The sequence below is a fragment of the Comamonas sp. GB3 AK4-5 genome, assembly GCF_041320665.1.
Taxonomy (GTDB): Bacteria; Pseudomonadota; Gammaproteobacteria; order Burkholderiales; family Burkholderiaceae_C; genus Comamonas.
The window spans coordinates 4,195,318-4,213,858 of the sequence record NZ_CP166730.1; the positions used below are offsets into that span (position 1 = coordinate 4,195,318).

The 18,541-nt window shown below is 64.3% G+C and carries 18 protein-coding genes; 4 read left to right on the top strand and 14 right to left on the bottom strand.

Annotated elements, in window-relative coordinates; all coding sequences use genetic code 11:
• Positions 1 to 6: 6 nt before the first annotated feature.
• Positions 7 to 1,014, top strand: coding sequence for a hypothetical protein (locus ACA027_RS18760; protein WP_370679702.1), 1,008 nt, complete (start codon positions 7 to 9; stop codon positions 1,012 to 1,014).
• A gap of 116 nt (positions 1,015 to 1,130) precedes the next feature.
• Here the strand turns inward: ACA027_RS18760 and ACA027_RS18765 are convergent, their stop codons facing one another.
• The 7 genes from ACA027_RS18765 to ACA027_RS18795 all read right to left on the bottom strand — a co-directional run bounded on the left by ACA027_RS18765 (position 1,131) and on the right by ACA027_RS18795 (position 7,694).
• Positions 1,131 to 2,042 (bottom strand): carbohydrate kinase family protein, encoded by a 912-nt coding sequence (locus ACA027_RS18765; RefSeq protein ID WP_370679703.1) that lies wholly within the window; start codon positions 2,040 to 2,042, stop codon positions 1,131 to 1,133.
• Positions 2,043 to 2,079: 37 nt separating this feature from the next.
• A complete protein-coding gene (locus ACA027_RS18770) occupies positions 2,080 to 3,459 on the bottom strand; it encodes a DUF3426 domain-containing protein (protein WP_370679704.1) in 1,380 nt (459 codons plus the stop codon).
• Positions 3,460 to 3,547: 88 nt separating this feature from the next.
• Positions 3,548 to 4,435 carry a 50S ribosomal protein L11 methyltransferase gene (prmA, locus tag ACA027_RS18775; RefSeq protein WP_370679705.1) on the bottom strand — a complete coding sequence of 296 codons (888 nt, stop codon included), beginning with the start codon at positions 4,433 to 4,435 and terminating at the stop codon, positions 3,548 to 3,550.
• 82 nt (positions 4,436 to 4,517) lie between these two features.
• Complete coding sequence (accC, locus tag ACA027_RS18780; RefSeq protein ID WP_370679706.1) at positions 4,518 to 5,876, bottom strand: acetyl-CoA carboxylase biotin carboxylase subunit; 1,359 nt, start codon at positions 5,874 to 5,876, stop codon at positions 4,518 to 4,520.
• An 87-nt stretch (positions 5,877 to 5,963) separates the two neighbouring features.
• Positions 5,964 to 6,419 carry an acetyl-CoA carboxylase biotin carboxyl carrier protein gene (gene accB / locus ACA027_RS18785; RefSeq protein ID WP_370679707.1) on the bottom strand — a complete coding sequence of 152 codons (456 nt, stop codon included), beginning with the start codon at positions 6,417 to 6,419 and terminating at the stop codon, positions 5,964 to 5,966.
• A 136-nt stretch (positions 6,420 to 6,555) separates the two neighbouring features.
• The gene (locus ACA027_RS18790) at positions 6,556 to 7,095 is read right to left on the bottom strand and encodes a TlpA family protein disulfide reductase (protein WP_370679708.1); all 540 of its coding nucleotides are present in this window, start codon (positions 7,093 to 7,095) and stop codon (positions 6,556 to 6,558) included.
• Positions 7,092 to 7,694 (bottom strand): hypothetical protein, encoded by a 603-nt coding sequence (locus ACA027_RS18795; protein WP_370679709.1) that lies wholly within the window; start codon positions 7,692 to 7,694, stop codon positions 7,092 to 7,094. The genes ACA027_RS18790 and ACA027_RS18795 overlap by 4 nt, the downstream gene beginning before the upstream one ends.
• Before the next feature lie 313 nt (positions 7,695 to 8,007).
• Between ACA027_RS18795 and mpl the strand changes: the two genes are divergently transcribed.
• On the top strand, positions 8,008 to 9,402 hold the full coding sequence (gene mpl, locus ACA027_RS18800) for a UDP-N-acetylmuramate:L-alanyl-gamma-D-glutamyl-meso-diaminopimelate ligase (protein WP_370679710.1): 1,395 nt from the start codon (positions 8,008 to 8,010) through the stop codon (positions 9,400 to 9,402).
• Positions 9,403 to 9,482: 80 nt separating this feature from the next.
• Here the strand turns inward: mpl and ACA027_RS18805 are convergent, their stop codons facing one another.
• Genes ACA027_RS18805 through ACA027_RS18830 form a run of 6 tightly spaced genes read right to left on the bottom strand, consistent with a single transcriptional unit; the run spans position 9,483 to position 15,045 of the window.
• Positions 9,483 to 10,031, bottom strand: a complete 549-nt coding sequence (locus ACA027_RS18805; protein ID WP_370679711.1) for a shikimate kinase — start codon at positions 10,029 to 10,031, stop codon at positions 9,483 to 9,485.
• A 23-nt stretch (positions 10,032 to 10,054) separates the two neighbouring features.
• Entirely contained in the window at positions 10,055 to 12,181 is a 2,127-nt protein-coding gene (pilQ, locus tag ACA027_RS18810; RefSeq protein ID WP_370679712.1) for a type IV pilus secretin PilQ, read from the bottom strand.
• Positions 12,178 to 12,711, bottom strand: a complete 534-nt coding sequence (locus ACA027_RS18815; RefSeq protein ID WP_370679713.1) for a pilus assembly protein PilP — start codon at positions 12,709 to 12,711, stop codon at positions 12,178 to 12,180. The genes pilQ and ACA027_RS18815 overlap by 4 nt, the downstream gene beginning before the upstream one ends.
• Positions 12,711 to 13,400, bottom strand: coding sequence for a type 4a pilus biogenesis protein PilO (locus tag ACA027_RS18820; protein WP_370679714.1), 690 nt, complete (start codon positions 13,398 to 13,400; stop codon positions 12,711 to 12,713). The genes ACA027_RS18815 and ACA027_RS18820 overlap by 1 nt, the downstream gene beginning before the upstream one ends.
• Positions 13,400 to 14,011: a PilN domain-containing protein gene (locus ACA027_RS18825; RefSeq protein ID WP_370679715.1), complete on the bottom strand. Its 612-nt coding sequence runs from the start codon at positions 14,009 to 14,011 to the stop codon at positions 13,400 to 13,402. The genes ACA027_RS18820 and ACA027_RS18825 overlap by 1 nt, the downstream gene beginning before the upstream one ends.
• The gene (locus ACA027_RS18830; protein ID WP_370679716.1) at positions 14,002 to 15,045 is read right to left on the bottom strand and encodes a pilus assembly protein PilM; all 1,044 of its coding nucleotides are present in this window, start codon (positions 15,043 to 15,045) and stop codon (positions 14,002 to 14,004) included. Before ACA027_RS18830 ends, ACA027_RS18825 begins: the two co-directional genes overlap by 10 nt.
• Positions 15,046 to 15,447: 402 nt before the next feature.
• Here ACA027_RS18830 and ACA027_RS18835 point away from each other — a divergent pair, with 402 nt between their 5' ends.
• Positions 15,448 to 17,775: a penicillin-binding protein 1A gene (locus ACA027_RS18835; RefSeq protein ID WP_370679717.1), complete on the top strand. Its 2,328-nt coding sequence runs from the start codon at positions 15,448 to 15,450 to the stop codon at positions 17,773 to 17,775.
• Positions 17,776 to 17,972: 197 nt separating this feature from the next.
• Here the strand turns inward: ACA027_RS18835 and cyaY are convergent, their stop codons facing one another.
• Entirely contained in the window at positions 17,973 to 18,308 is a 336-nt protein-coding gene (gene cyaY / locus ACA027_RS18840; protein ID WP_370679718.1) for an iron donor protein CyaY, read from the bottom strand.
• Positions 18,309 to 18,320: 12 nt separating this feature from the next.
• Here cyaY and ACA027_RS18845 point away from each other — a divergent pair, with 12 nt between their 5' ends.
• Positions 18,321 to 18,521 carry a lipoprotein gene (locus tag ACA027_RS18845; RefSeq protein ID WP_370679719.1) on the top strand — a complete coding sequence of 67 codons (201 nt, stop codon included), beginning with the start codon at positions 18,321 to 18,323 and terminating at the stop codon, positions 18,519 to 18,521.
• The last annotated feature ends 20 nt before the right edge of the window (positions 18,522 to 18,541 follow it).

An 18,541-nucleotide genomic window follows, 5' to 3' on the forward strand; every position in this document is an offset into this window, starting at 1 on the left:
AAAATGATGGCAACTGCAAAGAAGACCACCGCCAAAAAGGCGGCGACCACCACAACCGAAACCACCAAAAAAGCTGCAGTCAAAACGCAAGTGAAGAAAGCCGCAGCCCCCAAGGCCGCCGCCAAACCCGCTGCACCAAAGACTGCCACCAAGCCCGCAGCCAAGAAAGCCGTTGCCAAGCCCGCAGCCAAAGCCGCCGTGACCAAGGCTGCAGCAGCCCCCAAGGCCGCTGTCAAGAAGGTCGCTGCAAAGCCCGCAGCCAAGGCCGCCGTGACCAAGACTGCAGCCCCCAAGGCCGCCGCCAAGAAGGTCGCAGCCAAGCCCGCAGCCAAGGCCGCCGTGACCAAGACTGCAGCAGCCCCCAAGGCCGCTGCCAAGAAGGTCGCTGCAAAGCCCGCAGCCAAGGCCGCCGTGACCAAGACTGCAGCCCCCAAGGCCGCCGCCAAGAAGGTCGCAGCCAAGCCCGCAGCCAAGGCCGCCGTGACCAAGACTGCAGCAGCCCCCAAGGCCGCCGCCAAGAAGGTTGCTGCCAAGCCCGCAGCCAAGAAAGCCGTTGCCAAGCCCGCAGCCAAAGCCGCCGTGACCAAGGCTGCAGCAGCCCCCAAGGCCGCTGCCAAGAAGGTCGCTGCAAAGCCCGCAGCCAAGGCCGCCGTGACCAAGACTGCAGCCCCCAAGGCCGCCGCCAAGAAGGTCGCTGCAAAGCCCGCAGCCAAGGCCGCCGTGACCAAGACTGCAGCAGCCCCCAAGGCCGCCGCCAAGAAGGTCGCTGCCAAGCCCGCAGCCAAAGCTGCCGTGACCAAGGCCGCTCCAGTCAAGAAGGCTGCAACTCCCGCAGCAAAGAAGGTGGCTGCACCTGCAGTCAAGAAGGCAGCTCCTGCCAAAAAGGCTGCACCGGCCAAGAAAGCCGCCGCCAAGAAGGTGGCTGCACCTGCAGCCGAGGCCGCAGCGCCCGTGGCCCAGACCGTGCTGGCTCCGCAAGCCGCATGGCCTTTCCCCACAGGCGGCAAGCCCTGATCGGCGTTCGCGCTAGTCCATAAAAAAACCCGGCAGTGCCGGGTTTTTTTATGGGGCGATGCACCCTAGTGTCCTGCCTGCCACACCCTGCGGATGCAGCCTGCAGCCCACCTACATCAGGCTGCGGCGACTTCGGCGCGCAAAGCGTCCAGCTGGTAGTTCTGCGGTCCGCGATGGGCCACCTTGATGGCGCCCACACGGTTACCCAGCTCCGCGCAGCGCACCAGGGTCCAGCCTTGCTCCAGGCCATACAGCAGGGCCGCACGCCAGGCATCACCACAGCCCGTGGGGTCGATCACGGCTTCGGGCGTGACCGCAGGCACCAGCGTGCGCACGCCCTGCTCCCAGACTTCGCAGCCCTCGCCACCCAAGGTCACCACCAGGCCGCGCACCTTGTGCGACAAGGCCTCCAGCGACAGGCCGGTGCGGTCGCACAGCATCTTGGCCTCGTAATCGTTGACCGTCACCCAGGTGGCCTGTGCGATGAACTGCAGCAGCTCTTCGCCATTGAACATGGGCAGTCCCTGACCGGGGTCGAACACAAAGGGAATGTTTGTGGCCTGCAGCTGCGCGGCGTGCTGCAGCATGGCGTCACGCCCATCGGGCGAGATGATGGCAATGCCCGCACCGCAGTCCGCCGTGATCACATTGCCATGGGCCAGCGACATGGCGCCGGGGTGGAAGGCCGTGATCTGGTTGTTGTCGCGGTCGGTCATGATCATGCATTGCGCGGTGTGCGTGTCCTGCACCTGGCCCACATGGCGGGTGTCTATGCCCTGGTCACGCATGCGCTGCAGGTAGTCACCACCGTCGCTGCCCACCATGGCCATGGGCAGCGGCTGGCCCCCCAGTTGCTGCAGCGCATAGGCGATATTGCCGGCGCAGCCGCCAAAGTCGCGGCGCAGCGAAGGCACCAGGAACGAGACGTTCAGGATGTGCAGCTGCTCGGGCAGGATCTGGTCGGCGAACCGGCCCTCGAAGGTCATGATGTTGTCAAAGGCCAAAGAGCCACAGATCAAAGCGGGCATGGGAGCCGTCCTTACAAAAGAAGAATGAAGAAAGAAATCAGGGATAGAACAGCAGCACGCGGTAGCCTGCCACCTGCAAATTCAGGCCCGGGGTGGTGACGGGAAGCATCGCACTCCATTCGGCACCTGCACGCAATTCCTGGGGCGCTGCCAACTCCTTGGCCGTGATTACCTTGCGCGCAATGGCCTGGTCCTGGGCATCGGTCAGCGTCAGCTCCACCGCGGGCATGCCCACCGGGGCGCGGCTCTGGTTCTGGATGCTCAGGCTCAGTTGGTAGCTGCGCTCGGTATCGGTCTTGGTGAAGGCCGAGCCCGACACCACCATGGCGGCGATCTGCTGGCGCGGGCCCAGATGGCACTGCAAGGCCGTGCACATAAACTCCAGCGCCGGGCGCAAATCGGGCTGCCAGGCCACCAGCGCATTGCGCTCATGCAAGGCCACCTGCAGCACCAGGGCCACGGGCAAGACCACCACCGCAGCGCCCATGGCCACGCGCACCAGTGGCTTTTGCCACCAGGCCTGGCGGCGGGCAGCGCGCACAAAGCCAGGCTCCAGTGCAGGGTCGATGTCGGCCAGCTCGACGTCCACCTCTTGCGGCGCAAATAGCGAGGGCATGGCAGCGCCCGCTGCACCTGCGGCATGGGTTTCCGCCTGCATCAGTTTTTGGGCGGCGGATTCAATGGCTGCGGCCGTGGTCAAGGCCTCGACCACAGCAGTGGGGTGCACCTCGGCTTGCGCCGTGGGGGCATGTTCTGGCGCAAGCGGGGCAACGGGCTCGTCGGGCTCTGGAACATGTTCGGGCACAGGCTCGGTCCATGCAGGCTCGCTGGGCGCTGGCGTTTCGGTCAGGTCGGCAGGCGCTGACCATGTCTGCACGGGCAAGCTGTCCGGGGCTTCTTGCTCCTCTATGGGGAGCACCTCATGCGCATCCACAGTGCGGGAGAAGGCGGTTTCATCCCAAACCGGCTCGGCTGCGGTATCGGACGCAGCAGGCGAGAACGCCGAGGTGCTGCTCTCAAGCCCTGCAGGCGGCTGCGGCAGCACTGCCTCGGCTGCGGCATCCACATGGGGAAAATCGCTGTCCTCATCCCAGGCCGGAACGGGCAATTCGTAGCCGGGTGGCGCCGCCACGGCGGCAGCTGGCATGGGCAGCGGGGTGAAGGCCGCCGCGGCAGAAACATCTGCCGCTGTGGGCCCTGCAGGCGACTGCGGTTGCGGCTCCACCACCGCAACCGGCGGGTCAACGGGGAGCGGCTCCTCGGCCTTTGCGGGCGCCGCATCCGCATCCATATGCTGGCGGGCATCGAATACATCCTGGCACTGACCGCAACGCACCCAGCCTTCGGAGACGCGCAGCTGGTCTGCAACCACGCGAAAGCGTGTGCCGCAGGAAGGGCAGGTGGTGATCAGGCTCATGGCGCACTGATTGTAGAAGCAGGACGCCCAGGCGCCGTGCCGGCTGCAAGCCGGCAGGGGCGCAAGAGGGTCATGCCATGCTGCAGCTTCAGGCCTTGTGGGCCGTCATCAGAATCCAGCCATCTTCGCTGTCGGCCACTTCCAGGCGCACATAGGGCGCGTAAGCGGCTTTGAGCTCATCGGCCTGGCGCTCCAGAATGCCTGCCAGCACCAGATGGCCGCCGGCTTGCACATGGCTGCACAGCAGCGGTGCCAGCACCTTCAGCGGCGTGGCCAGGATGTTGGCCAGCACGGTCTGGTAGACGCCCTCGGCCTTGTCAGGCAGGCCGGCGTTCAGCGTGACCTCGTTGGCCTGGGCATTGAGCTCGCAGGAGGTGACGGCATCGGGGTCGATGTCCACGGCATCGATAGGCTGACCGCCGAACTTGGCAGCGCCAATGGCCAGGATGCCGGAGCCGCAGCCGTAATCCAGGGTGCGGCCCAGCGAAGCGGCCGGCTGCGTGGCAATCCAGCGCAGGCACATGCGTGTGGTGGGGTGGGTGCCGGTGCCAAAGGCCAGGCCCGGGTCCAGGCGGATGCTGACCTTGGCGGCCTCTGGCAGCTCGTGCCAGGTGGGCACGATCCAGAACTCCGGCGTGATCTCCACCGGCTGGAACTGCGACTGCGTCAGACGCACCCAGTCCTGCTGCTCCACTTCCTGCACGCCCAGCACCTGGCAGCCGTCGAAGAAGTCCTGCAGCATCAGCAGGGCTTGGGCCTGCTGCGCAGCGTCTTCGGAGGGGAACAGCGCCACGATGCGGCTGCGGTTCCAGCCCTCCTTGGGCGGCGGCATGCCGGGCTCGCCGAACAAGGCCTGCTCGGCCTCGGTCTGGGCGTCCATGTCTTCCACGGACACGCTCAGCGCATCCAGTGCGTCGAGCGCATCGCTCACATCTTCCACCCGGTCTTCCGGGCACATCAGGCTCAGCTCATGCATGAGGCAGCTCCTAGGGACATAAAAAACGAAATGCTGGCCCCCGTTGCCAAGGGCCAGCATGCTGGTCATCTACCGTGGTGGATCAGCGCTTTTTGCGGTGTTCCAGCCATTGCTCCAGATAGTGGATGTTGGTGCCGCCTTCCATGAACTTGGCGTCCACCATCAAATCCTGGTGCAGGGGCACATTGGTCTTGATGCCTTCCACCACCACTTCGGACAGCGCCGTGCGCATGCGGGCCAGGGCCTGCTCGCGGGTGTCGCCATACACGATCAGCTTGCCGATCATGGAGTCGTAGTTGGGCGGTACAAAGTAGTTGTTGTAGACATGGGAGTCCACACGCACACCGGGACCACCAGGCATATGCCACATGGTGACACGACCGGGCGATGGCATGAAGTTGTACGGATCTTCCGCGTTGATACGGCATTCGATGGCATGGCCACGCGTTTGCGTATTGATCTGACGCTGGGTGAAGGGCAGCTTTTCGCCGGCCGCCACCATGATCTGGGTGCGCACAATGTCCACGCCCGTGACCAACTCCGTCACCGGGTGTTCCACCTGCACGCGGGTGTTCATTTCAATGAAGTAGAACTCGCCGTTTTCATACAGGAACTCGAAAGTGCCCGCACCGCGGTAGCCGATCTTCTTGCAGGCGGCCACGCAACGCTCGCCGATCTTGTCGATCAGGCGGCGTGGGATGCCGGGCGCCGGAGCCTCTTCGATCACCTTCTGGTGGCGGCGCTGCATGGAGCAGTCGCGCTCGCCCAGATACACGGCGTTCTTGTGCTGGTCGCACATCACCTGGATTTCGATGTGGCGCGGGTTCTGGAGGTATTTCTCCATGTACACCGCAGGATTGCCGAAGGCAGCGCCGGCCTCGGCCTTGGTCATCTGCACGGCATTGACCAGGGCAGCTTCGGTGTGCACCACACGCATGCCACGGCCACCGCCGCCACCAGCGGCCTTGATGATCACCGGATAGCCAATGGCCTTGGCGATGCGGCGGATCTGGGCCGGGTCTTCGGGCAGTTCGCCATCCGAGCCGGGCACGCAGGGCACGCCGGCCTTGATCATGGCTTGCTTGGCCGAAACCTTGTCACCCATGACGCGGATGGAGTCGGCCGTGGGGCCGATGAAGGCGAAACCGCTTTGCTCGACACGCTCGGCGAAGTCAGCGTTTTCCGCCAAGAAACCATAGCCGGGGTGGATGGCTTCAGCGTCCGTCACCTCGGCAGCCGAAATAATGGCTGGCATGTTGAGGTAGCTCAGCGGCGACGGGCCCGGGCCAATGCACACGGCTTCGTCGGCCAGCTTGACGTACTTGGCATCGCGGTCGGCTTCCGAATAGACCATGACGGCCTTGATGCCCATTTCGCGGCAAGCACGCTGGATGCGCAGGGCAATTTCACCCCGGTTGGCAACCAAAATTTTCTTAAACATGGAGGTCCTCGTTGTTCATCGCCCGCACAGGGCGAACCGTGGAATCCGCAGGGCGGCAGCACTGCGCCGGCCCCGGGCCCTGGCAGATCACTCGATCACGAACAGCGGTTGTCCGTATTCCACGGCTTGGCCGTTGTCGGCCAGGATGCGGGTCACGGTGCCGGACTTGTCGGCCTCGATCTCATTGAGAATCTTCATGGCCTCAATAATGCACAGCGTGTCGCCTTCCTTGACCTGGGCGCCCACATCCACGAAAGCCTTGGCTCCGGGGCTGGACGAACGGTAGAAAGTACCCACCATGGGGGACTTCACCTGGTGGCCGGTCACGGCAGCAGGTGCGGGCAGCTCGGCCACAGGGGCAGCGGCGGCGGCCGGAGCGGCAGCCACTGGAGCGGTTTGCACCGGTGCAGCAACAAACTGTTGCACCACGGCGCCACCGCCCTTGACGATACGGACTTTGCCTTCGGCTTCGGTGATTTCCAGCTCCGAGACATTCGATTCGGACACCAGGTCAATCAGGGTTTTGAGTTTTCGCAGATCCATGGAAGCTCCAACGGCTAAAACTAAGTAGGGCGCGAATTTACCCTAAATTCGCCCTTCTTCGCACATTGGAGCGCATTTTTCGACAACACCAGTATGGTGAACACCCACTTTGGCACAAAGGCTTGCGCCAAATCAGCTATAGAGCCCGTGCCCAGGCCTGCAGCTCATCGGCAGACAATTCACCCATTTTACGTTGCTTCACATTTCCATCGGCCGTGAACAGGATGGAAAAGGGTAATCCCCCCTGCACATTGCCCAGCGAACGGGTCAATCCACTGCCTCCGGCACCCGCCATGGCCACGGGAAACGCCAGGGGCTGGCGGGCCAGAAACTTCTGCACCGGCACGGCCTGGTCCACCGCCAAGCCCAGCAATTGCAGGCCAGGCTGCTGCTGGGCAAAGGCCGACAACAACGGCAGCTCCCGCACACAGGGCGGGCACCAGGTGGCCCAGAAATTCACCAGCAACGGCTTGCCGGCAAACTGCTGCAGGGCCAGCGGCGCGCCGTCGGGGGTTTGCAGCTGCAGCGCCCAAAAGGCCTGCAAGGCCACATCATTGGGCGAAGGTTTTTGGCCACGCCACCAGGCCCAGCCCGCACCGGACAGGGCGGCAGCCGCGGCCACACCGGCCACCAGCTTGCGCCGGCCCGCCATGGAAGATGGGGTGGGTGTACTCATGCGGCCTCCTCGGTATTCAGCAGGACGCGAAGCGCCGCAGCATCGCCGCGCTGGGTGCGGCCTTGGGCATCGGGCTTGAGGGCACCGCGCAAATCGTCGAAGTCGTAGACCATCAAATGCACGCCAATGGTCTCATTCAAGGGTTTGCAAAAGCTGCTTATGCTGAGCGCATCCACGGTTTCACCGTGAAAACCCGTCACCTGGGTCGCATCGTAGGGCACGTTGTGGTCAATCAACGCGATCTCCGCCGACTTGGGGTCATCGCAGAACATCTGCACATACACATCCGACAGCCGCGTGGCGGTGCCGCGCCACACCGCGCCTGCCAGATAAGGCCTGAAGGCCTGCATGCGCCCCATCCACACCAGCGCCAGCTCGCGCAGGGCGCGCAGCTCCTGGGGCTGGGTGTCGGCGCAGAACAGCGCAATATGTTCGCGCACGGCGGCCTCCAACAGATCGTTGTCCGGCAAAGGCGTGCGCTGTGGCAGACCCAGCTGGCGCACCGCGCGCCGCTTGGCAGGGCCCCACTCCAGCCCTTCGTCGACCACCATGCGGGCAGCGGTCTGGGCTATTTCATGTGCGGTAGACGGAACATGCATGGCTGCATTGTGAATGAAGTTCCCCCCTTGGGCCGGCTTCCGCGCCTTCCCCCCAGAGGGACAACAGCGAAGCACAAGAGGCGGCTCGGCGCCAGTCCTTGCGGAGGCGCCCTACCGACGCGGGCTGTGCTGGCTCCGCTTGCTCTTAATGAAAACAAGAGCACGTATAGCATTCAACGCCTGCATCTCCATATGTTTTACCCCTGAATTCCAGAATGCAAGGACTGTCAATGCTGCGGAAAACAGAGCGATAGCGTAGGCAGGCAGCGCGCCAGCCGGTGGCAGGGCTTGGCGGCCCCGTAGAATCCCCTGCATGCATATTCACATCCTGGGGATTTGCGGCACCTTCATGGGCGGGGTGGCCGCATTGGCACGCGAGGCGGGCCATAAAGTGACCGGTTGCGACGCGGGGGTCTACCCGCCCATGAGCGACCAGTTGCGCGCCCTGGGCATAGAGCTGATCGAAGGCTATGACGCCAGCCAGCTCGACCTCAAGCCCGATATGTTTGTGGTGGGCAATGTGGTCAGCCGTGCGCGCCTGGCCGACGGCTCGCCCAAGTTCCCGCTGATGGAAGCCATTCTGGACGCCGGCCTGCCCTATACCAGTGGGCCGCAGTGGCTGAGTGAGCATGTGCTGCAAGGCCGCCATGTGCTGGCCGTGGCCGGCACCCATGGCAAGACCACCACGACCTCCATGCTGGCCTGGATTCTGGAATGCGCCGGCCTCACCCCCGGCTTTCTGGTGGGTGGGGTGCCGCTGGACTTTGGCGTCAGCGCCCGCCTGGGCCAGCAGGTGGCCGGCCAGCCGCGCCCATTGTTCGTGATCGAGGCCGACGAATACGACACAGCCTTCTTCGACAAGCGCAGCAAGTTTGTGCATTACCACCCGCGCACCGCCGTGCTGAACAACCTGGAATTCGATCACGCCGACATCTTTGATGATCTGGCCGCCATCGAACGCCAATTCCACCACCTGGTGCGCACCGTGCCGGCCGCAGGCCGCATCGTGGCCAATGGCCTGGAAGAGTCGCTGACCCGCGTGCTGGGCCAGGGCTGCTGGAGCGAGGTGACGCATTTCGGCAGCACCGTGTCCGAATTCAGCGCCCAAGGCCCGGCCCATGCCTTTGATGTGCTGCAGCGCGGCCAGAAGGTGGCCCATGTGGCGTGGGAGCTCAGCGGCGAGCACAACCAGCTCAATGCCCTGGCCGCCATCGCCGCCGCCGAGCATGTGGGTGTGGCGCCCGCTGTGGCGGCCGAAGCCCTGGGCCGCTTTCACAACGTCAAGCGCCGCATGGAGCTGCGCGGCACGGTGCGGGACATCACCGTCTACGACGACTTCGCCCACCACCCCACGGCCATCCGCACCACGCTGGAAGGCCTGCGCAAGCGCCTGGGCCAAAGCCCGCGCATCCTGGCCGTGTTCGAGCCCCGCAGCAACACCATGAAGCTGGGCGCCATGAAGGCCCAACTGCCCTGGGCGCTGAAGGAAGCCGATCTGGTGTTCTGCCACACCGCCGGCCTGGACTGGGACGCAGCCGCCGCCCTGGCGCCGTTGGGTGATGCCGCTTTCTGCAGCAATGAGCTGGCCGCGCTGATAGAGACCATTGCCGCAGCGGCCCGCCCGGGTGACCACATTGTCTGCATGAGCAATGGCGGCTTTGGTGGCATCCACGCCAAGCTGCTAGCGGCGCTGGAAGCGACAGCCTAAACCTTGCGCCCCGCAGCGCCCCCATCAAGCCCTGGAGCCAAGTTCCAGGGCTTTTTTCATATCACCGGGTCACAGCAGGTTTAGCTGGTGGTGCGTGGCGCAATGCCCGCCATCTCGGCCTGCATGGCAACGCGGTGCAGCAGCTGGTGCGAGGTGAGGCGCGCCGAATCGATGACGTAATGCGCCGTCTGAGCATAGAGGGCATCGCGCGCCGCAAACAGCTCGCGCAGGCGCTGGGCCGGGTCGGCCACTTGCAGCAAGGGCCGGGTCTTGTCATGGCGCAGCCGCTGGTAAAGCTCTTCCGGCGAGGCCTTCAGATAAAACACCTGGCCATGCTGGTGCAGCACCTGGCGATTGGCCTCGCGCAGCACCGCGCCACCGCCGGTGGCCACGATCTTGGGCGCCGGGTCTGCGCAGAGCTCGGCAATCACCGTCTGCTCCAGATCGCGAAAGGCTTCTTCTCCGTACAGGGCAAAGAAGTCGCGCACCGCACCGCCGGTGCGCTGCTCGATCACATGGTCCGAATCCAGAAAAGGAATGCCCCAGCGCTTGGCCAATTGCCGCCCTACCGTTGATTTGCCCGAGCCGGGCAAACCGATCAATGCCACCACTTTGCTGTTGGATTCCATGTACCTGCCTTCAAGCGCTGCCCTCAGCGTTTGATGCCATTTTCCGTCAACATGCGCGGCGTGATGAAAACCAGCATCTCGCGCTTGGAGGTTTCCCGGGTCTGGTTCTTGAACAAATGGCCCAGCACCGGCATATCGCCCAGCAGCGGAATTTTGTGGACCTGCCGGGTTTCCTCCATCTCGAAGATGCCGCCAATCACCACGGTGCCACCGTTTTCCACCAGCACCTGGGTCTGGATATGCTTGGTGTCGATGGCAATGCCCTGCTCGGTTTTTTCGCCACGGCTGTCCTTGTTGACGTCCAGATCGAGAATGATGTTGCCCTCCGGCGTGATCTGCGGCGTCACCTCCAGCTTGAGTACGGCTTTTTTGAAGGCAATCGTGGTGGCGCCATTGGGGGCCGTGATGGAGTAGGGGAACTCGGTGCCCTGCTCGATCAGCGCCTTGCTCTGGTCTGCCGTCACCAGGCGCGGGCTGGAGATGATCTTGCCCTGACCATCGGCCTCCATGGCCGACAGCTCCAGCGACAGAAAACGGGTGCTGGCACTGTTGAAGATGGAAAACGCCACCGAACCCACACTGCTGGCGCCCGACAAGCTGGCCGGCAGATTGACAAACGGGGAGGCCGAGGGCAAGGCACCACTGCTGGCATCGCCGTAGGTGCTGCCCACATTCCACTTGTTGTGGCCCAGAAAGTTGCCCCTGGTTCCCGCACCGAACTTCACTCCCAGTGACTGCCCAAAGCTGTCCCGCGCCTCCACGATGCGCGCTTCGATCATCACCTGGCGCACCGGCACATCCAGCTTCAGCAGCAACTGCTCCAGCTCGGCCAGCTTGCTGCCGGTGTCGGTCACAAAAATCTGGTTGGTCCGGTTCTCTGCAATGGCGCTGCCGCGCGGCGACAGAAAACGGGTGGAAGTTGCGCCGCCGCCCCCAGCGCCCGGCAGGCCGATCTGGGTGCTGTGGTTTGCTGCCAGCTGTTTGAGCACATCCGCAGCCTTGATGTAGTTCAGCTGAAAGCCCTGGGTACGCAAGGGCTCCAGCTTTTCCAGTGCCTGGGCAGCCTCATAGTCCTTGCGGGTGCGGGCATCAATCTCGTCCTTGGGGGCAATCCACAGCACCGAGCCATTTTTCTTCAGCCCCAGGCCCTTGGCATCCATGATGATCTGCAGAGCCTGGTCCCAGGGCACATCCTTGAGGCGTAGCGTCAGCGCACCGCTCACGGTGTCCGAGGTGACGATGTTGAAGTTGGTGAAATCCGCAATCACCTGCAGCAAGGCGCGCACCTCGATGTTCTGGAAGTTCAGCGACAGCCGCTCGCCGGTGTAGCCAGGCCCCTGGTGCAGCTTGCTGGGGTCGGCTTTTTTCTGGCGGACTTCCAGCACAAAGCGCTGCCGGCTCTGGTAGGCGCTGTGCTCCCAGTCTCCGCTGATGTCGATGCGCATGCGCACACGGTCGCCTTGCTGGGTGGTGGAGATGCTTTGCACCGGCGTACCAAAGTCCACCACATCCAGCTTGCGGCGCAGGCCTTCGGGCAGGCTGGTGCGCAGAAACTCCACCACCAGGCTGTGCCCCTCCTCGCGCACATCGATGCCTACCGAGTCGCGACCCACACCCACCACCACGCGGCCAGCACCATCGCTGCCCCGGCGAAAATCCACATCGGACAGCGGCTGCAGGCTTTCACCGCCCAGCACAGGGGCTGCCAGTATCTGGTGGTGGCTGGCGGCCCTGGTCAACGCAGCAGGCGCCAGGGGGCTGAGGAACACCAGCAGCGATTTGCCCTGTACCTCGGTACGGTAGCTGGCGGGGCTTTTCAAATTGAGCACCACACGGGTGCGCTCTGCTGCCTCGACCACCTGCACCGCATTGAGCTGGCCTTTGTGCACCTCGACCATCGAATGTCCCAGGCCATTGGTGGTGTGCGCAAAATCCAGCGCAATGCGCGCCGGCGTCTGGGTTGCAAAACCCGTGGGCTCGGCAGTCAAAGGCTCGGAGAAATCGATGCGCAGCACATCGCCGCCGGCTTGCGCGGATGCCGTCACGGACTCGATGGCCCCACCCGCCCCGGCCTCCGCAACCCAGCACAGTGCGGCGGCCAGCATGCTGCGCAATACCCGGGCTGCGAGATGTTGGTGCTTGCCAGTCATGGAGGCCCTTCTTGCAAATCCAGTGTGCTCATCTTTTCCACCCAGCCCCCGGCCGCGTCCTGGACCAGCTCACGCAGCTGGATGCGGTCCTCCGAGATCTGCACGATACGGCCATGGTTCTGCCCCAGGTACTGGCCTGCGCGCACCGGGTAGAGCAACTGCTCGACCCGCAGCAGCGCCGTTCTCTGCCCCTGTCGCTCCAGGCTGCCCACCATCACCATGGCGTCCAGCGGAAACGACTCCAGCACTTCCTTGCGGCGGCTGGGCTCCGGCGATACCTGGGCTGTGCGGGGAGCCCCGCCTGCCGTATCACGCGGCCCGCCACGGTGGAGCTTGGCCACATCGAAAGGGTCTACTGACGGCTCGGCCATATAGCTGCGCGGCTGGAACAACCTGGGCGCAGTCAAGGGCACGATACTCGGGCGGGCCGCCGCACGCTGCGCCAGCAGCCATGCCTGCACATCCCCCTCCGGCGCACCCGAGCAGCCGGCCAACAGCAAGGCGGTCCATAGGCAGCGCCCTCGCCGCATCAGCCGCCTCCTTTCTTGCCACCCTCTGCCGCCTTCTGCCCCGCCACCTCTTCGGCATCGAGATAGCGGTAGGTACGCACCGTGGCATCCATCACCAGACTGCCACTGCTGCCTGGCACGGCCACTGGGGCCATGCTGATATTGCCCAGCGTGACAATGCGCGGCATCTGGGCGATGTCGGCAGCAAATGCGCCCATATCGTGGTAGCTGCCGCTGACCCGCAGGGCAATGGGCAGTTCGGCGTAGTAGTCCCGCAGCAGCACCGCTCCGGGGCGGAACAGCTCAAACTGCAGCTTGCGCCCCAGCCCCGCCTGGCTGATGTCGGAAAGCAGCACCGCCATCTCGGCCTTGCTGGGCAGTTGCTTTTCCAGCTGGGTCACATAGCGCTGCACCTGCTCGCGCTGCTGCTTCAGGCCTTCCAGACCCACGACCCTGGTCAGCTTGCTCCGGTAGCTTTCACGCAGCGGTATTTCCTGCTGGCGTGCCGCCTGCAACGCGGCCGCGTCACGCTGCAAAAGCAGCTGCCAGGCCAGAAGCATCGTCAAAACCGCCATGCCCGTACACAGCAGCAGCCTGGGCACTGCGGGCCAGAGGGAAGGATCCTTGGGATCAAGGCGGCGGAACTGGCCCGCCAGCTGCTCCCATAGAACGGCAAAGTCCTGTGGCCCGCTTGTGTGAGGTGTTTGCATCACCCTCCCGCCTTGGCGGCAGCTTCGCCTGCCATGGATGGCTGGGCCTCGGCCGTGCGCAGCAGCCGAAAGCGCAGATGAAAGCTCACCGCCTGGTGCGCCCCCTGGGCCGAGCGTTGCGGGGCCGTGGCCGCAATCTCCTGCAGCTCTGGCTTGGCAAACCAGGGGGCATAGCCGGCAATATTGCGCAGCATCTCCGAGACTCGCTCGTTGGACTGCGCCACCCCCTTCATCTCGATACTCTGCTCCTGCTGGCGCAGCTGCTGCAGATAAACGCCATCCGGAATCTGCAGCGCCAGCCCGGTCAGCAAATGCACCGGCAGATTGCGGTCCATCTGCAAGTCCTCCACGGCCTTCTGGTGTGCGCGCAGCGAGGCGATCTCGCCCTCCAGGCCCGCGACCTCCTGAATCTGCGCATCCAGCAGCGCAATCTCTGACTGCAAAAAGCGGTTGCGTCCCTGCTGCTGCTCCAACTGGTATTGCAGCCACCCATTCATCAGTGCCACCAGGACCACGCCTGCCAGCAGGGACAGCAGCAGCTGGGTCTGAAAGACCTGCTTGCGGCGTTTGCGCGCAGCTTCTCGGTGGGGGAGGAGGTTGATCAGCAGCATGGCCCAAACCTCCGCATGGCCAGGCCACATGCCGTCACATAGGCCGGCGCATCCTGCGCCAGACACGCCGGGTGCAGGCGCGCACCCGATTGCATGCCTTGAAAGGGATTGGCGACCACCACGGGCATCTGCAACTGCTGGGCCATGGCCTGCGCCATACCAGGCAACCCTGCCGAGCCGCCAAAGACCAGGATCTGCTGCACGCTCTGCTGGGCGCTGCTGCTGAAGAAGAATTGCAGGCTGCGCTGCACCTCGGCCGCCAAACCGTGCAAGAACGGCTGCAGCACTGCACTGGCACCGTCGCCCGGCAGATCACCGGCATGTTTCTTGGCCTCGGCCTCTGCCAGCGAACAGCCATAGTGGCTGGCGAGCATCTGCGTGAGCTGCACGCCCCCCAGCGCCTGTTCGCGCTCGAACAGCAGCTCGCCGTGCAGCACCAGTTGCACATGGCTGCTGAGCCCCCCGATCTTGAGCAAGGCCACCACGGCATCCCTGCCGCCTTGCGGCTGCGCAGCAATCAGGCGCGAGGCCGCCAACCGGACGGCATGGGTCTCGATGTCGAGCAGCGTGGCCTGCAGGCCCACGGCCTGTGCCAGCGCCTGGCGCTCCTCCACCTTGTCCCGGCGCGAAGCGGCCAGCAGCACATCCACATCCTCGGCACTCTTGGCGTTTGGGCCGATCACGCAGAAATCCAGGCACACCTCGTCCAACGAGAAAGGGATGCAGTGGCCAGCCTCAGCCTCCACCAGCAATGCCATCTCGTCCTCCTTCAGAAGGGCGGGCAGCACCACACGCTGGGTGATGACGGCCGTATGCGGCAGCGCCAAGGCCGCGAGCCTGGCCTTGCTGCCCGACTGCTTGAGCACGCGGCGCAAGGCATCAACCACGGCATCGAACTGCTCGATGTTGCCGTCGACCACGCATCCTTTTTCCAGCGGCTCCATGGCGCAGCACTCCAGCACCCAGCGGCCTTGCGCATGCTGGCCCAACTCCACCAATTTGATGCTGGAGGCGCCGATATCCACACCCAGCATGGGCGGCGGCGACCTCCGGAGCCAGGACCTCAAGGCCATCGGGCAGCCCTCCCTTGGTGATGGATTGCGATGCAAAAGCCCACAGCCACAGCTGCGCGCCCCATGCTAGGGGAAGGCCTGCATGTCAGCCAAACACCAGCGGCCGGCCGGGCTGTACAAGAGGCCAGAGGGTAGGCCAAGGCCGCGCCGCCCTGTGCGAATACAGCGCAGCCCGCTCTACCGCCACCGCGTGCGGCCGCTCAGCAACCCGATCAAGGCCTGGACAGGCGACAACCTGTTTCAGCCCTGCCTCCCTCCCACTTCCTATAATGGCCCTCCGCTTTTGCGTGGAGCGACATGCCTACTTCTTCTTCAAATAACGCGAAGACCACCTCCAACGCCTCCTCCAAGTCCCCCCGAAAAATGCACTGGCTCCCCAAGTCGCTGCTGTGGCTTTTGGGTGTGGCAATTGCTGGCGTGGTGGCCATTGTGCTGACCGTTGCCGTGGCCCTGTCCATGGCTTTTCCCAATCTGCCCGACGTTTCCGAGCTGGCCGACTATCGTCCCAAGCTGCCGCTGCGGGTCTATTCGACCGAGGGCGCCTTGCTGGGCGAGTTCGGTGAGGAACGCCGAACCCTCACCCCCGTGGCCGAGATCCCCAAGGTCATGGTCGATGCCGTGCTGGCCATCGAGGACACCCGCTTCTTCGAGCATGGTGGCGTCGACTACAAGGGCATGCTGCGTGCGGCCCTGGCCAATCTGGGCCGTGTCAAAAGCCAGGGTGCGTCCACCATCACCATGCAGGTGGCGCGCAATGTCTACCTGTCGTCAGAGAAGACCTATACCCGCAAGATCTACGAGATCTTGCTGACCTTCAAGCTGGAGCATCAGCTCTCCAAGGAGCAAATCCTGGAGATCTACATGAACCAGATCTTCCTGGGCAACCGTGCCTATGGCTTTGCGGCCGCCTGCGAAACCTATTTCGGCAAGCCCCTCAAGGACATCACGGTGGCCGAGGCCGCCATGCTGGCCGGTCTGCCCAAGGCCCCTTCGGCCTACAACCCCATCAGCAACCCCAAGCGCGCCCATATCCGCCAGCAATACATCATCGATCGCATGGAGGAGAACGGCTTCATCACCGCCCAGCAGGCCCAGCAGGCCCGGGCCGAGCCGTTGCAACTCAAGAGCGCCAACGCGGCCAACACCCGCGTGCACGCCGAGTACGTGGCCGAAATGGTGCGCCAGCTGGTGTTTGCCCAGTACGGCAACGAGGCCTACACCCGTGGCCTCAACGTCTACACCACCCTCAATGCCGGTGAACAGGAAGCTGCCTACAAGGCGCTGCGCCAGGGCCTGATGGACTATGAGCGCCGCCAGCGCTACCGAGGTCCGGAAAAATTCATCGCCCTGCCTTCCGAGCCCCAGGCCCAGGAAGATGTGATCGACGACGCACTGGCCGCCCACCCCGACAACGGCGATGTGCTGGCCGCCGTGGTGCTGGAGGCCTCTGCCCGCAAGATCGTGGCCCAGCGCCCCGATGGCGAGAAGGTCGAGATCACCGGCGACGGCCTCAAACCCGTGCAGTCCGGCCTGAGCGACAAGTCGCCGCCCAATATCAAGCTGCGCCCGGGTGCCATCATCCGCGTGGTCAAAACTGCCAAGGGCAGCTGGGAAGCCACGCAGCTGCCCGAGGTCGAAGGTGCTTTTATCGCCCTCACCCCGCAGACCGGCGCCATCCGCGCCCTGGTCGGTGGCTTTGACTTCGACAAGAACAAGTTCAACCATGTGACCCAGGCTTGGCGTCAGCCGGGCTCCAGCTTCAAGCCCTTCATCTACTCGGCGGCGCTGGAAAAAGGCTTCACACCGGCCACCATGATCAACGACGCACCGCTGTTCTTCAGCGCCGGCGTCACCGGTGGCCAGCCCTGGGAGCCCAAGAACTACGACAGCCGCTACGACGGCCCCATGACCATGCGCACGGGCTTGAACAAGTCCAAGAACATGATCTCCATCCGCTTGCTGCAGGCCATTGGCCCCAAGGCCGGCCAGGAATGGGTCACCCACTTTGGCTTTGACGCTGCCAAGCACCCGGCCTATCTGACCATGGCGCTGGGCGCAGGCTCGGTCACCCCCATGCAGATGGCGGCGGGCTATGCGGTGTTTGCCAACGGCGGCCACCGCGTCAACCCCTGGCTGATCGCCAAGATCACCGACTTCAAGGGCCGCGTACTGTCCGAGTACATCCCGCCACCGCTGGACCAGCTGCCCCAAGGCATCGATGCCCGCAACGCCTTCGTCATGAGCAGCATGCTCAACGACGTGGCCCGCGTGGGCACGGCGGCACGCGCCCAGGCCACGCTCAAGCGTCCCGACCTGTATGGCAAGACCGGCACCACCAACGACTCCATGGACGCCTGGTTTGCCGGTTTTCAGCCCACGCTGGCGGCCGTCTCCTGGATTGGCTACGACACGCCGCGCAATCTGGGCGCCCGTGAAACCGGCGGCGGCCTGAGCCTGCCGGTGTGGATCAGCTTTATGCAGCACGCGCTCAAAGGCGTCCCTGTGGCCGACATGCCCGTGCCCCCCGGCGTGGTGAATATCGGTGGCGACTGGATCTACGAGGAATATGCGCGCAACGCCGGTGTCAGCAGCTTAGGGCTGGACGATGCTCCCGCCCCAGGCAGCAATGGCGGCACGGCACCTCCGGCACCCGAAGAGCGCAACAAGATTCTGGATCTGTTCCGCAATTGAGACGGCGCCCTGCCCACTGCAAAAACCGCATGCCAAGGCATGCGGTTTTTTTATGCAGTCCACAACACAGAATGCAGACCTGAGCGGATCTGCACAGCCTCGGCTGGCCTAGCCTGGCACCTTCACTTTGGCACGGCACTCCAGGGCTGCAACGCAGAAAGCGCGCGGCCTGCGTGCCCCAGGCCCGCTCTGCCGGCTCAGCCCTGGGCGCTGAACTGCAGCGGCAGGCTCGACTGCTCGGCCGCGTACTGGGTCAGATTGGCAAAGAACTCGCCCGCGCCCTTGGTGTCCTGCCAATGCTGGCCATCAAAGCGGTAGTGAAAGCCACCCGCCTTGGCCGCCATCCAGATTTCCTGCAAGGGCTTTTGCTGGTTGATGATGATCTGGCTGCGGTTGGCAAACACCAGGGTCACCATGCCGCCCACGCGCTGGGCATCGATGTCGGCATCGGTTTCGTCGTTGATGCGGTCTACGCACTGTTCTACGGCCAGCAGCAGTTGCTCGGCACGGTCCTGGTATTCAAGGTCGGTCATTACAATTCGCACATGTTGAAAGCTCCCCAAATTTTAGTCAGGACCATTGTCCTTGCCTCTTGTGCGGCAGCCCTGGCTGGCTGCGGCCAGCGCGGGCCCCTGTTTCTGCCGAATGATCCAGCCGCTTCCCAGCGTGCCACCTTGCCGGAGGCACTGAACCCCATGGGCGATAAGCCGGCCACGGAGCAAGCCCCCTCGTCCACGGAACGCTGAGCGCGCCCGGGGCGGCATGC

Bases quoted from the DNA above. Each gene is read 5' to 3' on its own strand.
- ACA027_RS18760 (WP_370679702.1), top strand. From the start codon at position 7: ATGGCAACTGCAAAGAAGACCACCGCCAAAAAGGCGGCGACCACCACA.
- ACA027_RS18765 (WP_370679703.1), bottom strand. From the start codon at position 2,042: ATGCCCGCTTTGATCTGTGGCTCTTTGGCCTTTGACAACATCATGACC.
- ACA027_RS18770 (WP_370679704.1), bottom strand. From the start codon at position 3,459: ATGAGCCTGATCACCACCTGCCCTTCCTGCGGCACACGCTTTCGCGTG.
- prmA (WP_370679705.1), bottom strand. From the start codon at position 4,435: ATGCATGAGCTGAGCCTGATGTGCCCGGAAGACCGGGTGGAAGATGTG.
- accC (WP_370679706.1), bottom strand. From the start codon at position 5,876: ATGTTTAAGAAAATTTTGGTTGCCAACCGGGGTGAAATTGCCCTGCGC.
- accB (WP_370679707.1), bottom strand. From the start codon at position 6,419: ATGGATCTGCGAAAACTCAAAACCCTGATTGACCTGGTGTCCGAATCG.
- ACA027_RS18790 (WP_370679708.1), bottom strand. From the start codon at position 7,095: ATGAGTACACCCACCCCATCTTCCATGGCGGGCCGGCGCAAGCTGGTG.
- ACA027_RS18795 (WP_370679709.1), bottom strand. From the start codon at position 7,694: ATGCATGTTCCGTCTACCGCACATGAAATAGCCCAGACCGCTGCCCGC.
- mpl (WP_370679710.1), top strand. From the start codon at position 8,008: ATGCATATTCACATCCTGGGGATTTGCGGCACCTTCATGGGCGGGGTG.
- ACA027_RS18805 (WP_370679711.1), bottom strand. From the start codon at position 10,031: ATGGAATCCAACAGCAAAGTGGTGGCATTGATCGGTTTGCCCGGCTCG.
- pilQ (WP_370679712.1), bottom strand. From the start codon at position 12,181: ATGACTGGCAAGCACCAACATCTCGCAGCCCGGGTATTGCGCAGCATG.
- ACA027_RS18815 (WP_370679713.1), bottom strand. From the start codon at position 12,711: ATGCGGCGAGGGCGCTGCCTATGGACCGCCTTGCTGTTGGCCGGCTGC.
- ACA027_RS18820 (WP_370679714.1), bottom strand. From the start codon at position 13,400: ATGCAAACACCTCACACAAGCGGGCCACAGGACTTTGCCGTTCTATGG.
- ACA027_RS18825 (WP_370679715.1), bottom strand. From the start codon at position 14,011: ATGCTGCTGATCAACCTCCTCCCCCACCGAGAAGCTGCGCGCAAACGC.
- ACA027_RS18830 (WP_370679716.1), bottom strand. From the start codon at position 15,045: ATGCTGGGTGTGGATATCGGCGCCTCCAGCATCAAATTGGTGGAGTTG.
- ACA027_RS18835 (WP_370679717.1), top strand. From the start codon at position 15,448: ATGCACTGGCTCCCCAAGTCGCTGCTGTGGCTTTTGGGTGTGGCAATT.
- cyaY (WP_370679718.1), bottom strand. From the start codon at position 18,308: ATGACCGACCTTGAATACCAGGACCGTGCCGAGCAACTGCTGCTGGCC.
- ACA027_RS18845 (WP_370679719.1), top strand. From the start codon at position 18,321: ATGTTGAAAGCTCCCCAAATTTTAGTCAGGACCATTGTCCTTGCCTCT.